The organism is Gracilibacillus xinjiangensis, assembly GCF_042651765.1.
Taxonomy (GTDB): Bacteria; Bacillota; Bacilli; order Bacillales; family Amphibacillaceae; genus Gracilibacillus; species Gracilibacillus xinjiangensis.
This window is the reverse complement of the sequence record NZ_JBHSDT010000008.1, coordinates 721,770-736,714: the sequence shown is the minus strand read 5'-3', so window position 1 is coordinate 736,714 and position 14,945 is coordinate 721,770. Positions and strand designations below refer to the sequence as shown.

The following is a 14,945-nucleotide window of genomic DNA, read 5'->3' as shown; positions in this document are numbered from 1 at the left end:
ATTACTGACCAATTATTGATGATTTTCGACAAAACGTTTGATTCTTTTTGCCGCATCTTCTAGTTGTTCTATTGAGATAGCATATGACAGTCTAACATTATCAGGTGCACCAAAACCAGAACCTGGAACTAATGCTACTTTTTCTTCTTCTAATAATGCCGCTACCCAATCATCAACCGAGTCAAAACCATTCATTTCTACTGCTTTTTTCACATTAGGGAATAGATAAAAAGCACCTTTTGGCTTCACACATTCAATTCCTGGTATTTCGACAAGCCATTCATACAATTTCTCTAATCGTTCTCTAAATGCTTCCTTCATTTCTTTTACAGGCTGTTGTGATCCAGAATAAGCCGCTTCTGCTGCAACTTGTGAGATGGATGTTGGATTTGATGTTGAATGGGATGCTAGATTTGTCATAGCTTTGATTATTTGTTTCTCTCCAACAGCATAGCCAATTCTCCAACCAGTCATAGAGTGTGATTTTGACACACCATTAATAATAATTGTTTTCTCTTTTAATAATCCAGATAATTCTGCTACAGAAAAATGCTCTGTGTCAGTATATGTCAACTTTTCATATATTTCATCTGAAACAATAAAAATATCATGTTTTAAACAGACTTCTCCCAATGCTAGTAACTCTTCTTTCTCATACATAACTCCTGTTGGGTTACTTGGTGAATTAATGATTACAGCTTTTGTTTTTTCTGTTATGGCATTTTCTAATTGTTCTGGTGTTAATTTAAATTCGTTCTCTTCCTTCGCATCAACAAACACCGGTGAACCTTCGGCCAGTTTAATTTGCTCTGGATAACTTACCCAATATGGGGTTGGGACAATTACTTCATCCCCTTTGTTTAATAAAACTTGGAATAATGTATATAGTGCGTGTTTTGCCCCTATTGTTACAATGATTTGATCTAAATCATAAGAAAGTTTATGATCATTGTTCATTTTTGTTTGAATAGCTTTTTTTAATTCAACCGTTCCTCCGGCTGGTGTATATTTAGTAAAGCCTTCATACATCGCTTGAGATGCTGCATCAAGTATGTGTTTAGGTGTATTAAAATCTGGCTCACCAGCACCAAGCCCTATAACATCATGACCCGCTTGCTTTAGTTCTTTCGCTTTTGCTGTAATTGCAAGGGTTGAAGATGGTGTCAATGTTTGTACTCTGTTTGCTAATTCCATTTTATATCACCTTTCTTTATTAAATAGTGTGTTGATCGTTAAAGTATATTTCGACTTATCTTCCAGCAAAACATGTTCATACACTAATTTACCGTCATTCATGTATTTAATTTCCAATGCCGGGAAATCATTTAAAATACCTATTTGAGAATCTAACAATTCACAATCCGAACAAGAATTCTTCCATTCTGAAAGGAGCTCTTCTTTTGAATACAGGTTATTCTTGTTATATATCTCGTACCGAAATTCCTTCTCTGCATTTGTTACAAAGATAATAACAGATTCATCTTCCATCTCAGCATCTACAACATAATACAGAAACTCCCCATGATATCGATCAATATCGTTTATTTGATCGATAGAAGATTCCTGTGCCAATAAGTAACCTTGTATCTCATCATATTGTGAAGTTTTGTCTGCCATAATCTCTTGGTAGATATGTATACAATATAGCAAAACAATTGCTGACAAAACGACTGCAATACAAATAATCACAATACTTTTCTTAAGTTCGATAAATGGTAAAGATTGCTTTCTCATTATCTACCTCACTTAATGTTAGTCCGAACATTAAATCATCTTCTTTCAAAGTCCGATTCAAACTATCAACAATTTTATACAGGTCATCTGAATAATTGATTTTCACTGTTGACAATGTAGTTATCTTTGACTCACTCATTATGACACCTCCACATACATGTAACTACCTTTAACTATTTTGATTTAGTTTGCAGTATTTTTCAACTAAAAAATACATTTTACTTCGTGAATTTTGCTGATATTACTTTAATTAGTATAACATGCTAGAATTATTTAATTAAGTACTACTTCTCACCTTAAGAAAGAAGTTCATAATCATCTTTGGATAATCGGATATAAACACTGCCGGTTTGTTTTAAAAAATAAACATCTATCCATGAAGCCGCTAACCTCTCAACAAGGTCTTCATTAATATTATGAGTTGGGCTGTGAAAAATAATCCCTATGTAAGGGTCTAATTGTTCCAGCAAATGTGGAGTAGGTGAATTTCCACTGCCAAATGCTGCAATTTTAATAATATCAATCTGATGCATATTTTTAAATAATTTCTCTTCAATAGAAGTATTTTTATCATTGAGAAAAAGAACAGATTCCTTCCCGTATTCCAATAAAAAGGTTGCATCACCGTGGGAATTTTCATCAATATTAATAATCTTCATTTTACTTGATAAAGATAATTTCTCTATAGCTGACCAGTACTTTATATTTGTTTTTTTTAGAAGTTGCTCCTCTTTCAAGTTGAAGTTATCTGGCAGCAAAAGATTTCTGACATTAAATTTCTTAATAATCGCTTCTGTATTACCGGAGTACTCTTCAGTTGTACTTGTTACGATAAGCCGGTCGATTTCTGTTACGGTTAATTCCTCTAGTTGAAACACTAAGCTTTCGATACTTGCTTTTGCCCCTGTATTAATTAAAATATTGTCACCAGTTTCCAACTTTATTAATGTAGCTTCTCCATTCGGTAAATTAAGGAAGATGATGTCTATATCTTGACCCATCACGTTCTGTTCCGCACTAATGACAGGGAACACTACAGACAAAGAAAGTATTAACAATCCAATGATTATTTTGCATTTCATCCCATGCATCCTGCTTTCTCTATTTATTATTTATTAGGATGACACAAGTTGAATTAATTATCAGAGCCAATCATTTACTTTTTTTAAAAGATGGTGAACTGGCTCGAAATGTAAGGGAACTTTCGGGATTGAATCAATAAAGTATTTTCCGTATTTCTTTGTCATGATGCGATCATCCAAAACAAATATGAATCCCTTATCCTGCTCTCTCCGGATCAATCGGCCAAACCCTTGCTTAAATTGAAAAACAGCCTTAGGTAGGGATAGCTCCATAAACGGATTTTTCCCATTTTGTTTAAAATATGCTGATTTTTTTTCAAAAACTGGGTCACTTGGCGCCTGAAAAGGTAATTTAACAATAACCACACAAGATAAGTCATCACCAGGTATATCAATTCCTTCCCAATATGTATTTGTACCTAAAAGAATCGATTGGGAAAAAGATTGAAAATGCTTAATTAGACGATTCCTGCTGCCAGTAGATATACCTTGTCCAATAACAATATAGTCAGATAACTCTTCCGATTCTTTTAATAATTGATAAGCTTTTTTTAACATATCATAGGATGTAAACAGTGCTAGTATTTTCCCATTGAGTACAGTTGCAAGGGAGATAATTACTTCACATGTTGCATAAATAAAATCTTCATTATTTGGATATTTGATTTCAGGAAAATCAGAAGGCACCATCAACTGAACACTTTGCTCATAAGGGAAATGTGACTCTAATTGAAAGCAATCAACAGCTTCTTGGTCAATACCTAGCCTTTTTCGGAAATAATTAAAAGAGCCACCAATTGTTAGTGTTGCACTAATCAATATCACACTTTGTTTTTCATTGAACAACTTGGCAACTAGTTTTTCTGTTGCTGAAAATAACTCTCTATTAATGTAAACAGCATTTTGTGCCCCTTTTTGATCAATTTCCAGCCATGTTACTGCTAGATGATCATCCAATAGCAGTAACTTTTTAATTGTTTCCGTATGGGACAAGAGTTCTTCCTTTAATGAGCTGTGTGTAAGTTGCTCTCCGTGTAAATGGGTTGATATTTTCTCCATTTCCATTAACGCTCGCTTAACAGAGTCTTCAATAATTCGGATATCATTGGCTGGTTTTAATGGCTCCCAAATTCGTTGCATTCTACCTTTATCATTAAAGGATTTTTGATCGTTTTTTGCATTTTTTACATAAAGGAATAGTAATCGAAACAGTGAATCTATTTCATACTTTGTGTTTAATAGTTGTTCTTTTATGTGAGGTTTTGCCACGTACAGCTTTTCAAATTCCATTTCTAAACGCTGCAAATATGCAATCAATTCAAAATAGTTTATCGAATCACCTAAGTACTTGGATGCCGTAATGTCAAAATGATGGGCTTCATCTAAAATAAGCTTAGAATAAACTGGAATCAGTGTTTCATTTGTTTTCAAATCGAGTGAAAGTAATGCATGATTTGTAATAATAACATGTGACTTTCTTGCTTGTTGTTTTATACGTTCATAAAAGCTATAAGTATCCCAGTTTCGATCCTCATTTTGGTTGTTTACAACTAACTGCTGCCTTAATTGCTCATCCTTTTTCGGAAATTGGATCTCATCTAAGTCTCCAGTTTCTGTCTCTGTTAACCATACTAAAATCATCGCTTTAATTAGTTGATGATGATAGGAATTCTGTAATTGGTCATACAAAAAGGATTCAAATTTAGCTAAGCTTAAATAGTGGCTCTTTCCTTTTACAATCGATACTTTAATTGTTTGTTTAAAGAAATCATTTAACTGTTCCATATCTTCCTTTAATAACTTTGTTTGCAAATTTACATTGGATGTACTAATGACGATTGGTTCTCCTGTAACTATTGCTTCATAAACAGCAGGAATTAAGTATGCAAACGATTTACCAATACCTGTGTCAGCTTCGATCATTGCATGTTTCTGTGATTGGAAGTGATCATAAATCGTTTCACTTATAAACAGCTGGTCCTCTCTTATTTCATAATCTTTCAGTATGTTGGCAAGATAGCCATTTTCATCGTATATTTGTTCGAGAAACTCCTGGTATGAAGAATGCTGGTAGGCTATCTCCACCTTTGTATGGGGCAGCTTCTTGAGCATAATCCCATTAACTGTTATCAAGTCATCACGTGATTGTATAGGTTTTTCCGGTAAAAGTAACCTAAGATCTGACTTTAATTGTCCTCCGAGATCTATTAAATGTTCATGCAACTGATTCGGCAATGAATTTAATTTTTGCTTAATAAGTAACAGTAAATCAGCCGTTACTAAAGCATCGGAAATGGCTCGATGTGGCTGATCATGTGTAATGTAAAGAAAATTCGCCAATTCGGTTAATTTATATCCTGGAGATTTAGGGAAAAAGATACGAGAAAGTTCAACAGTATCAATCATAGGTGGTTGAAGTTTCGCTTTATTAATCCGTTCCAATTCTGAATTTACAAAGTTCAAGTCGAATGTAATATTATGTGCCACAATAACTGTGTCTGTTAAAATTTCGATAATCTCGTCAGCTACTTCCTCGAATATTGGCTGATCCATAACATCTTCGTCTTTGATTGTTGTTAATTGGGAAATAAAAGGCGGTATTTTTTTCATCGGATTAATAAGCTGGTTATATTCCTTAATAATATCCCCATTGTGAATCACAACAATCCCAATTTCAATGATCCTATCATCTTTTGTCGGGGCATGGCCAGTTGTTTCTACATCAATTACAGCAAATCTCTTCAATTAAGTCACCCCATTTTATCGTTATTACTTTGTTTTTGCTTTTATAGACTAATATTACATAGAAAGAAACTCTTATCAAATTACATTGATAAGAGTTCCTTACGCAAAATTTCCCTACAAAGTGGATAATGGCGGTTCTTGATCAATCAACTCTTTCACAGTATTATTGTTATCCATTATCGCTACTTTTGGTTTGAAATGTTTTAATTCATCTTCTGAAACTAGTGCATATGAAACAATAATGATGGTATCTCCCGGCTGTACTAAACGAGCGGCAGCGCCATTCAAACAAATAATTTTACTGCCATATTTACCTGGAATAACATAAGTTTCTAGTCTTGCACCATTATTATTATTGACGATCTGAACCCTTTCATGTGGCAATATCCCTACTTGATCTAATATTTCCTGATCGATTGTAATACTGCCAACATAGTTCAGATTCGCTTCTGTTACTGTAGCACGATGAATTTTTGATTTCATCATTGTTCGTAACATATGATTTCCTCCTAAGATTCTCCTTTCATGACTGAAAAGGATCACTAACAATAACACCATGTCCATTTATTAATATATTATCGATTAATCTTGCCTTTGCAAAGTTTACCGCAACAGCAAGAATGACTGGTTGATTAATTGTACTTATTTCCTTCAATTCCGGGAAAGATAATATTTCAACATAGTCAATCGAACCATTAGTATGATTTTTTAAATATTTTCTAACCTCATTTATTATGATACCAGTATTTTTTACGCCGTCAATTAATAATTGCTGTCCTATCTGTAATGATTTATATAAATGAGAAGCTTCCATTCTTTCCTCTGGTGAAAGGTAAACATTTCGACTGCTTTTGGCAAGACCATCCGCTTCCCTAACCGTTGGTATAGGACGAATTTTTACAGAGAAGTTTAAGTCATCGACTAAAGCTTTCACTACAGCAACTTGTTGAGCATCTTTCAAACCAAAATAGGCAACATCTGAATTTGTTAAATGAAATAGTTTCGCTAAGACTGTAACTACCCCATCGAAATGACCTTGTCTAGTTCTTCCACACAAAACATCGGTACGATCAACTACATTGATTGAGAGGGACGCTTTTTCTGGATACATTTCTTCTACTGTTGGTAAAAATAAATAGTCCGCACGATGCCGCTCAGCAATTCTTCGGTCCCGTTCTTCATCTCTTGGATATCTATCAAAATCTTCATTTGGTCCAAATTGTAATGGATTGACAAAAATGCTTACTATGACAATATCCGTTTCTTTTCTGCATACATCGATTAGTGCTGCATGCCCTTCATGTAAATAGCCCATTGTCGGTACAAATCCGATTGTGTCGCCCTTTGCCTTGATATTAGTCGAAATTTCTTTCATCTCTTTTATCGACCGGATTATTTTCATTATTAAACCTCCCGCTCGATCTCTTTCATTAAGGAGTCATCGATAGTAAACCGATGAGATTCTGTTGGAAACTGTTTTGATTTTACCTCAAAACAATATTTTTCTATAGCCTCTTTCGTTATTTTTCCTATATCAGCATACTTCTCAACAAAAGATGGTGTCATATTTACCCCATATTGAAGGATATCATGATATACCAATACTTGCCCATCACATTTATTGCCTGCACCGATGCCAATTGTAGGTATCGTTAATCGATTAGTGATATGGCCTGCTAATTGATCAGGTACACATTCCAACACAACACTCATCGCACCAGCATTTTCGAGATTCTGCGCATCCGTAATTAAACGCTTGGCAGTTTCAATATCTTTTCCCTGAACTCGATAACCCCCTAGAACATGAACAGATTGTGGGGTTAAACCAATATGGCCAACTACTGGTACACCTGCTGCTGTTAATCGTTCCACCAATATTAAAATTTGTTGGGAAGCTCCTTCAACCTTTAGAGCTTGTGCGTTGGTTGCTTGCATGATTTTCTGCGCATTTTCCATCGCTTTTTCTAATGATAGATGGTAAGACATAAATGGCATATCCACAACCACGAATGTATTCTTAGCCCCTCTCGTCACTGCACTTCCGTGGTGGATCATATCCTCTACCGTCACTTCAATAGTAGATTGATAACCTAAGACTACCATACCAAGTGAATCGCCAACTAGTAACATATCCACCTCTGCTTGTTCTGCCAATTTGGCTGATGGATAGTCATATGCTGTAATCATCGTAATTTTTTGATTATTCTTTTTCATTGATTTGATTTGGATTGTTGTTTTCAATTTTTTTACTCCTTACCAATGAATTTCGGCACTGTAGATTTTTTCTATGTTATTATCAATAGTTCTAACAAGTAATGCGCCATCGTCAGTTATTCCTTCGATTGTCGCTTCAAAAGACTTTTTAGGCATATTAACGAGAACCTTTTCTCCTAATTTATAAGCATTATTTGTCCATTTGTCTTTCACATAAGAAAATCCTTGTGTTAGAAATTCACGATAGGTTGTCTCAAAATCTACTAATAATTGTTGAATCAAGACCCTTCTATCCCACTTTTCTTGGGTCTCTATGGCTAATGATGTTGATTTTTGCCGTATTTCCTCTGGAAAAGACATTGATTCCTGATTAACATTTATCCCAATTCCGATCACCATATACTCAATATGATCCAATTCAGCCTGCATTTCGGTTAAAATCCCACAAAATTTCTTATCATTAATAAATAAATCATTGGGCCATTTTATCTTCACTGGAATATTTGCAAATTTGGCTAGCGTATCTACAACTGACGTAGCTGTAAATAATGTCATTTGAGATGCATGACATGGAGCCATCTCTGGTCTCAAAATCATACTCATCCATATCCCATCATCATGATGAGATACCCACTCTCTGTTTAGTCTCCCTCTTCCATGTAATTGTTTATTCGCAATAATTGTTGTACCGTTCACCGCACCTTCTCTAGCTAATTGGTGGGCAATATTTTGTGTGGAATCTACTTCATCTTTAAAGACAAGTGATTGTCCCAACCATTCTGTTTGTAAATCCCACTTAATGGTTGATTCATTAACAGCAGAAGGTCGGGATAACAAGCGGTATCCCCTTTTTGGTACAGCTTCAAATTGGTAACCATCTTTTTTTAACTCATTTATATGTTTCCAAACAGCTGTTCTGGAAATTTGCAGATTTCTCGACAATTCTTGTCCGGAGATAAATCCATTCTGACTATTTGCTAATATATCAATTAGTTGGTCACGCTTTGTTTCTTTCATTAGCTACCCACTCACTTATAATTATTCGGTCATTTTTCAGTTTTCCGGCGACTACTAACTTTTCGATCTCTGTTAGCAATTCTTGTATCCACTTACCAGGTTTCCGTTCTGGAAATAATTCTTTAATACTATAACCGTTTATTGCTAATTCAGTTCTGCTTTTAATTTGAAAGGAATCTTTCCTTTCAATAATCTCTACAGAAGTTATTTCAGTTTTAAACAGTAAACTTGAGAGCAGCACGAAATGATCGACCAAATCCATTGGTAATAAGTAATATGCCCAACTGGTTTCCCCATTTCTATATGTATACATAACATCAATTAGACAGTTTGCATCTTTTTTGATTTTATTCGATAATTTCCACCTTTTAACCCATTCATCAACTGTAATATCAGGTTGATAAATAACTAGATAGGCAATAAATGCTGAGAATGAAGGGAGAGCTGCATTAATATGCTTTATTTTTTCCTGAATTATGTTATCTTCTGCAATTATTGGTAAATACTTATACAAATCTGTATAAAAAATTAAGTTAGTACTTCCCCTGAAAAACTCCCCAGCAATCATTTTCTCCCATTCAACAGCAATTCGTTCAATCGCAATATGGGATAACAAATGAGCGTTCTTTTCCATTGCGTCAATTGTTATATCTTCAATAGTGAACCCTAATTGACTAGAAAATCGTACTGCTCTCATCATTCGTAATGGATCTTCACTAAAACGTTCATTCGGATTACCGACAGTTCGGATCAGGCGATTTTCCAAATCCAACTGACCTTTGTAGGGGTCGTAAATAGAAAAGCCATCATTCATAGCCATTGCATTGATTGTAAAGTCTCTTCTTGACAGATCTTCCTTAATATTTGTTACAAATTTCACTTGATTAGGATGTCGAAAATCTGCATAGTCACTTTCCTGTCTATAAGTAGTTACTTCAAAGGACTGCTCTTCTAATCGTACAAGTACTGTTCCATGTTTAATTCCAGTCGGGAATACTTTATCAAAGATTTGTATTACTTCTTCTGGAAGAGCAGATGTTGCAATATCAACATCCGCAATTTCCCTTCCTAGCAGGTGATCTCTAACAGCACCACCCACAATGTAGGCTTCATAGCTGTGCTGTTGCAAGACTTTGATTATCTTCCTGGCCTTTTGGATTAATTCTTCACTCATTGCTATCCCCTAAAGCGTGATAGTATATTTTTTCATATTCTGGTAAGATCATTTCAGTCGAAAAATGGTTATCTACGTATTGGCTTGCACTTTCAGCCAGTTCTTTCATTCTCTGAGGGTCTTTTAACAATTCAATCACCCTATTTGCTATACTATTTACATCGCCTAATTCCTCAATGTAACCAGTTTCTCCATTTCTAATTACCTCAGGAATACCTCCAACATTCGTGCCAATACAGACAACCCCACAAGCCATAGCCTCTAATAACACTAGTCCAAAGCTCTCCTTTTCTGAGAGTAATAACTTTATATCAGCTAAGGATAATAGTTCAGGTATATTCTTTTGCTTCCCTAAAAAATGCACTCTGTCCTCAATATGTAAGCGATGAACAAGGTCATATACTTTCCGGTATTCCGGCCCATCACCAATTAACAATAACCGGGATGGTATGGATTTATTCACCATATGAAACGTACGTACAACATCATCAACACGCTTTACTTTTCTAAAATTAGATATATGAATAATTACTTTCTCTTTAGCACCTATCCCATATTTCTCTTTTAAACTTTGTTGATAATTTTGATAGTACTCTTTCTCATTAATGAAATTATAAACCACGTGAATATCTTTTGTCACACCAATCATTTCTTTTGTTTGGTTAACAAGACTATTAGATACAGCAGTGACTGCATCCGATTCTTCGATTCCAAAACGAATCATTTTTTTCATACTTAAGTCTATACCTAACACGGTTATATCTGTGCCATGTAATGTTGTTACAATCTTCACCGGGTGTTTTGACATTTGTTTTGCTAAAATAGCACAGATAGCATGTGGTACCGCATAATGCGCATGAATAATATCTAATTTCTCCGCATCAATTACTTCTGCCATTTTCGTTGCAAGTGCTAAATCATAAGGTGGATATTGAAACACAGGGTAATGACTCATTTCCACTTCATGAAAATAGATATTTGGGTCATACAACTCTAAGCGAAATGGTACACTTGATGTGATGAAATGGACTTCATGCCCTTTTTTTGCAAGCATTTTTCCTAACTCTGTTGCAATAATCCCAGATCCACCAACTGAAGGATAACATGTTATTCCTATTTTTAACATAAAATAGTCCTTCCTCTAATTTCTTATTGAATATTTCTCCAATCAAATAACCCTTCATCTAAGGCACGAATCATTACTTCTGCCCCACCTAAATTAGTTACAAGGGGAATCTGATATACATCACAGAGACGCATTAAAGCTGTAATGTCAGGCTCATGTGGTTGAGCAGTTAATGGATCCCTAAAGAAAATAACAAGGTCCATTTCATTATTAGCAATTTTCGCCCCAATCTGTTGATCACCGCCAAGAGGGCCTGATTGAAAACGTTCAATGTCTAAACCTGTAGCCTCATTAATCTTCATTCCAGTCGTTCCTGTTGCAAATAAAGTATGTTTTTCCAATATGGAAGCATATGCAACAGTAAAATTAACCATATCTTTTTTCTTTTTGTCATGTGCAATTAACGCAATATTCATCCTCGTCACCTACTCTAAAATATTTTCTAAGCCATAAACTAAAATATCTAATTTCATTACTTGGTCAATAGCTAATTTAACACCTGTCATAAATGATTCTCTATGGAATGAATCATGCTTAATTGTTAAATTTTCGCCTTTCGAACCAAAGACAACCTCTTGATGTGCGACTAAGCCTGGTAAACGCATACTATGTATTTTCATTCCATCCATATCTGCACCGCGTGCACCTTGTAAAGTTTCTTTTTCGTCTGGATGTCCCTGTTTTTTCGATTCCCTAACTTCTTTAATTAATTGTGCTGTCTTAACAGCAGTTCCTGAAGGTGCATCTAATTTATTGTCATGATGCTTCTCGATTATTTCCACATCGGGAAAATACTTGGCAGCCCACTTAGCGAATTGCATCATCAATACAGCTCCAAGGGCAAAATTAGGAGCAATAATGACACCAATACCTTTCTCTTCAGATAATTCAGTTAATTCTTCCAGTTGTTCATCAGTAAAGCCTGTCGTTCCAACAACTGGCCTTACCCCATTTTGAATTGCCGTTTTCGTATGTAAATAACCAAATTCCGGTGTCGTTAAATCGACTAATACGTCTGCATTTACAGAATCAAAGCATTTTTGTATATCTGTATAGATAACTGCATCCATTGCAGGTAACTCGTCTATCTCACTAATCTTCTTTCCTTCATATTTATGATCAAGACAGGCGACTAATTCTAAGTCCTCCTGTTTTTCAATCATTCTTAGTGCCTCTGCACCCATTTTACCACGTGGTCCAGCAACTACTACTTTTATTTTTTCCATTGGTAAAGCCCCCTACTCTTTCTTTGTCCATCTGTTTTTGTCTCTTGTTTCAATTTTTGTCATCGCTTGGTCAAATACTTTGTTAAGTTGAATATTTTGAGAATTAGCAAAACTAATTAAGACAAACAATAAATCCCCGAGCTCTGCTTCAATTGTATTCTCTTCTTCAGTCGCTTTTTTTGGCTTTTCACCATAAACGTGGTTTACTTCACGGGCTAATTCGCCAATTTCTTCTGTAAATCTTGCTAACATACTTAATGGTGAAAAATACCCTTCTTCAAATTGGGAAATAAAATCATCCACTCTTTTTTGCATATCAGCAACACTATCCTTATTATACATCGTAACCCCTCCTTGAATAAAGTATAACATCTAGAGTTCCTATGTTTCACCAAATATATAACTGACTTCCACCTCTGAATTATATAAAAAAGACAGATGTACGATTACATCTGTCTTTTGGAACGTTAATCATCACTTGATAAAAAGAACATTGCCGCGAAACGGATCAATTCCGCTAATGCTACTAATGCAGCAGCAACATAAGTAAGTGCAGCAGCATTTAGTACCTTTTTGGTCTGACGTTCTTCATTATTTCGAATAATACCAGAAGATACAAGTTGTGTCATCGCCCGGTTGGAAGCATCGAACTCTACTGGTAATGTTACTAACTGGAACAATACGGCGAAAGACATGAAAATCACACCGACTAATACTAGACCCATCTGATTAAGAAGAAATCCTGCAATAATAAAGACGAATGACATCTTATCGCCTAAGCCAGCAATTGGAACGAGACTGTGGCGAAAACGTAAGAAAGCATATGATTCTGCATCCTGTATCGCATGTCCTACTTCATGGGCCGCAATCGCAGCAGCCGCTGCTGAATATCCATGATAATTATCACTGGATAATCGAACGACTTTCTTTCTGGGATCATAATGATCGGATAAAACTCCTCTTGTTTCTTCTATGCGTACATCGTATAACCCATTATCGTCTAATATTTTTCTTGCTACCTGTGCACCTGTTACCATGTTTGAATTCATAACTTTTGAATACTTTTTATAGGTACTCTTTACCTTTCCCTGTGCCCACAATGGTACCAAGATTAATATAGCCAAGTAGACCAAATATCCTATCATCTGCATACCTCCATTAGAATATATCTAAGGTCAATTTTAGTCAAAAACTGCTTACTTGTCAATTTGTATGATTAACATTTGATTCAGCTTTATACCGAACCCATCCAACATAAGATAACGTCAAAAAAATAAATCCGATCACTATAAAGATAAGCCATTGCGAATATGTTTGTATCTGATTATTCTGAATGGTTTCTAAATTGATTAGTGACATCTGATTAAAGACACTTTGCAGCTCATTATGCTGCTCTTCAAGATTAATATAACTGAAATTTAAAAACATTAATTCTAAATCATTATATTCGTTTTCAGGTAAGTACATACTTAAAACTGGAGAAATAACTTCCCATTTATAAATGATTTCTTTTGTTTGTTTTTCATCAATTGTTTGTTCATTTAAGATCGTCTGAATACTCGACTCTAAATCTGTTTTCCAGCGATGCCATAGTGGTGCTTCCGAATTTGTCAACGCATCATACATAACTACTAATTGCTGAGCCATTTTCATCTTTTCTGTTACAGTTATATTTTCTTCCAGCAATTGATTTAAATTATTAGCTAGTAATGCCTCCACATGTTCTACCCTTGCGGGTTGTGCTTTACGAACAGTTGTTATCATATTATCCTGTATCTTCTCTAATGTCTGTACTGCTTGTGGATATCTTTGTTCCTGTACATATCGTTCAAATGTGTACAAATCATTAGAAATGTTGTCTGCATGAACGACAGGAAATGATTGATTAGACAAGCAAATAAATAAAATGAAGAAAATGATAAGTTTTTTACGCACAGATATCCCTTCTTCCATACATCTTTTAGATAATGTATGAAATAAAAACACGAGATATTCCTATTGTAAATAGCTTACATTTTTTGTCTTTTGTAAATGGATACATAGTATACTGTTAGGATACAAACGATACTTAACCAGAAGGTGAAATAACCAATTTCTTTCGCAAATGATGATAAGCTTGGGTATACTGGCATCATTCCAAATACATAGTCAATTATTTCATTATGTAAAGTGAATATTGCTGCGATTGTTAAGTGTTTCAGTTTTATTTTATATAATGGTGAATATAGTAAAGCTTGAAGAGCCATAGCTCCATGGGATGCCATTAACATATATCCTTCCCAGCCAAGTGATCCATTTACACTCAATGTCAGAATATTCATGACAACAGCCCATATCCCATATTTTAATAGGGAAACAAAGGCTAGTGCTTCGACAATCGGAATATTCCTTCCTCTCATGTGAAAATATAAAAAAATAGTAAAAAACAAACTAGCTGTTGGACTATCCGGAACGAAAGCAATAAATATTAGCGGTGTATCTTTCAACTGAGGCAAATACCAGTAATATCCGTATATCGTACCTATCAGATTAATTAGAAATACGATCATAATCATCTGAGGGTGGTATAACAGAGTTTTCATTTTCAAACGTCCTCTCTCTTTATCCATTCCCGAATTATAGCATCT

The 14,945-nt window shown here is 34.8% G+C and carries 17 protein-coding genes; all 17 read right to left on the bottom strand.

The window, feature by feature from the left end:
- Nucleotides 1–12 precede the first annotated feature (12 nt).
- The 17 genes from ACFOY7_RS15020 to lhaT all read right to left on the bottom strand — a co-directional run bounded on the left by ACFOY7_RS15020 (nt 13) and on the right by lhaT (nt 14,900).
- Nucleotides 13–1,194 (bottom strand): pyridoxal phosphate-dependent aminotransferase, encoded by a 1,182-nt coding sequence (locus ACFOY7_RS15020; protein WP_390252976.1) that lies wholly within the window; start codon nt 1,192–1,194, stop codon nt 13–15.
- A gap of 6 nt (nt 1,195–1,200) precedes the next feature.
- Complete coding sequence (locus ACFOY7_RS15015; RefSeq protein ID WP_390252973.1) at nt 1,201–1,734, bottom strand: hypothetical protein; 534 nt, start codon at nt 1,732–1,734, stop codon at nt 1,201–1,203.
- Nucleotides 1,700–1,873: a YpmA family protein gene (locus tag ACFOY7_RS15010; protein WP_390252971.1), complete on the bottom strand. Its 174-nt coding sequence runs from the start codon at nt 1,871–1,873 to the stop codon at nt 1,700–1,702. Before ACFOY7_RS15010 ends, ACFOY7_RS15015 begins: the two co-directional genes overlap by 35 nt.
- A 157-nt stretch (nt 1,874–2,030) precedes the next feature.
- Nucleotides 2,031–2,816 carry a ComEC/Rec2 family competence protein gene (locus tag ACFOY7_RS15005; RefSeq protein ID WP_390252969.1) on the bottom strand — a complete coding sequence of 262 codons (786 nt, stop codon included), beginning with the start codon at nt 2,814–2,816 and terminating at the stop codon, nt 2,031–2,033.
- A gap of 60 nt (nt 2,817–2,876) precedes the next feature.
- Nucleotides 2,877–5,561: an ATP-dependent DNA helicase DinG gene (dinG, locus tag ACFOY7_RS15000; RefSeq protein ID WP_390252967.1), complete on the bottom strand. Its 2,685-nt coding sequence runs from the start codon at nt 5,559–5,561 to the stop codon at nt 2,877–2,879.
- Between the two features lie 114 nt (nt 5,562–5,675).
- Nucleotides 5,676–6,059, bottom strand: a complete 384-nt coding sequence (panD, locus tag ACFOY7_RS14995; protein ID WP_390252964.1) for an aspartate 1-decarboxylase — start codon at nt 6,057–6,059, stop codon at nt 5,676–5,678.
- A gap of 25 nt (nt 6,060–6,084) precedes the next feature.
- A complete protein-coding gene (gene panC / locus ACFOY7_RS14990; protein WP_390252962.1) occupies nt 6,085–6,963 on the bottom strand; it encodes a pantoate--beta-alanine ligase in 879 nt (292 codons plus the stop codon).
- Between the two features lie 2 nt (nt 6,964–6,965).
- The gene (gene panB, locus ACFOY7_RS14985) at nt 6,966–7,802 is read right to left on the bottom strand and encodes a 3-methyl-2-oxobutanoate hydroxymethyltransferase (protein WP_390252960.1); all 837 of its coding nucleotides are present in this window, start codon (nt 7,800–7,802) and stop codon (nt 6,966–6,968) included.
- A 12-nt stretch (nt 7,803–7,814) separates the two neighbouring features.
- Nucleotides 7,815–8,792 carry a biotin--[acetyl-CoA-carboxylase] ligase gene (locus ACFOY7_RS14980; RefSeq protein WP_390252958.1) on the bottom strand — a complete coding sequence of 326 codons (978 nt, stop codon included), beginning with the start codon at nt 8,790–8,792 and terminating at the stop codon, nt 7,815–7,817.
- Nucleotides 8,773–9,966 (bottom strand): CCA tRNA nucleotidyltransferase, encoded by a 1,194-nt coding sequence (locus ACFOY7_RS14975; RefSeq protein WP_390252956.1) that lies wholly within the window; start codon nt 9,964–9,966, stop codon nt 8,773–8,775. Before ACFOY7_RS14975 ends, ACFOY7_RS14980 begins: the two co-directional genes overlap by 20 nt.
- Nucleotides 9,959–11,092 carry an N-acetyl-alpha-D-glucosaminyl L-malate synthase BshA gene (gene bshA / locus ACFOY7_RS14970; protein WP_390252955.1) on the bottom strand — a complete coding sequence of 378 codons (1,134 nt, stop codon included), beginning with the start codon at nt 11,090–11,092 and terminating at the stop codon, nt 9,959–9,961. The genes ACFOY7_RS14975 and bshA overlap by 8 nt, the downstream gene beginning before the upstream one ends.
- A 23-nt stretch (nt 11,093–11,115) precedes the next feature.
- Nucleotides 11,116–11,508, bottom strand: coding sequence for a methylglyoxal synthase (mgsA, locus tag ACFOY7_RS14965; RefSeq protein WP_390252952.1), 393 nt, complete (start codon nt 11,506–11,508; stop codon nt 11,116–11,118).
- A gap of 9 nt (nt 11,509–11,517) precedes the next feature.
- Nucleotides 11,518–12,318, bottom strand: a complete 801-nt coding sequence (gene dapB / locus ACFOY7_RS14960; protein ID WP_390252951.1) for a 4-hydroxy-tetrahydrodipicolinate reductase — start codon at nt 12,316–12,318, stop codon at nt 11,518–11,520.
- A gap of 12 nt (nt 12,319–12,330) precedes the next feature.
- Nucleotides 12,331–12,660 (bottom strand): nucleotide pyrophosphohydrolase, encoded by a 330-nt coding sequence (locus ACFOY7_RS14955; protein WP_390252949.1) that lies wholly within the window; start codon nt 12,658–12,660, stop codon nt 12,331–12,333.
- A gap of 125 nt (nt 12,661–12,785) precedes the next feature.
- Complete coding sequence (locus ACFOY7_RS14950) at nt 12,786–13,463, bottom strand: zinc metallopeptidase (protein WP_390252947.1); 678 nt, start codon at nt 13,461–13,463, stop codon at nt 12,786–12,788.
- A gap of 58 nt (nt 13,464–13,521) precedes the next feature.
- Nucleotides 13,522–14,253: a sporulation protein YpjB gene (locus tag ACFOY7_RS14945; protein WP_390252945.1), complete on the bottom strand. Its 732-nt coding sequence runs from the start codon at nt 14,251–14,253 to the stop codon at nt 13,522–13,524.
- A gap of 74 nt (nt 14,254–14,327) precedes the next feature.
- Nucleotides 14,328–14,900, bottom strand: coding sequence for a lipoprotein heptaprenylglyceryl N-acetyltransferase LhaT (lhaT, locus tag ACFOY7_RS14940; RefSeq protein ID WP_390252943.1), 573 nt, complete (start codon nt 14,898–14,900; stop codon nt 14,328–14,330).
- Nucleotides 14,901–14,945 lie beyond the last annotated feature (45 nt).

What these genes read in the sequence shown, in the direction of transcription:
- ACFOY7_RS15020 (WP_390252976.1), bottom strand. Translation starts at nt 1,194, where the DNA reads ATGGAATTAGCAAACAGAGTACAAACATTGACACCATCTTCAACCCTT.
- ACFOY7_RS15015 (WP_390252973.1), bottom strand. Translation starts at nt 1,734, where the DNA reads ATGAGAAAGCAATCTTTACCATTTATCGAACTTAAGAAAAGTATTGTG.
- ACFOY7_RS15010 (WP_390252971.1), bottom strand. Translation starts at nt 1,873, where the DNA reads ATGAGTGAGTCAAAGATAACTACATTGTCAACAGTGAAAATCAATTAT.
- ACFOY7_RS15005 (WP_390252969.1), bottom strand. Translation starts at nt 2,816, where the DNA reads ATGAAATGCAAAATAATCATTGGATTGTTAATACTTTCTTTGTCTGTA.
- panD (WP_390252964.1), bottom strand. Translation starts at nt 6,059, where the DNA reads ATGTTACGAACAATGATGAAATCAAAAATTCATCGTGCTACAGTAACA.
- panC (WP_390252962.1), bottom strand. Translation starts at nt 6,963, where the DNA reads ATGAAAATAATCCGGTCGATAAAAGAGATGAAAGAAATTTCGACTAAT.
- ACFOY7_RS14980 (WP_390252958.1), bottom strand. Translation starts at nt 8,792, where the DNA reads ATGAAAGAAACAAAGCGTGACCAACTAATTGATATATTAGCAAATAGT.
- ACFOY7_RS14975 (WP_390252956.1), bottom strand. Translation starts at nt 9,966, where the DNA reads ATGAGTGAAGAATTAATCCAAAAGGCCAGGAAGATAATCAAAGTCTTG.
- bshA (WP_390252955.1), bottom strand. Translation starts at nt 11,092, where the DNA reads ATGTTAAAAATAGGAATAACATGTTATCCTTCAGTTGGTGGATCTGGG.
- mgsA (WP_390252952.1), bottom strand. Translation starts at nt 11,508, where the DNA reads ATGAATATTGCGTTAATTGCACATGACAAAAAGAAAAAAGATATGGTT.
- dapB (WP_390252951.1), bottom strand. Translation starts at nt 12,318, where the DNA reads ATGGAAAAAATAAAAGTAGTAGTTGCTGGACCACGTGGTAAAATGGGT.
- ACFOY7_RS14955 (WP_390252949.1), bottom strand. Translation starts at nt 12,660, where the DNA reads ATGTATAATAAGGATAGTGTTGCTGATATGCAAAAAAGAGTGGATGAT.
- ACFOY7_RS14950 (WP_390252947.1), bottom strand. Translation starts at nt 13,463, where the DNA reads ATGATAGGATATTTGGTCTACTTGGCTATATTAATCTTGGTACCATTG.
- lhaT (WP_390252943.1), bottom strand. Translation starts at nt 14,900, where the DNA reads ATGAAAACTCTGTTATACCACCCTCAGATGATTATGATCGTATTTCTA.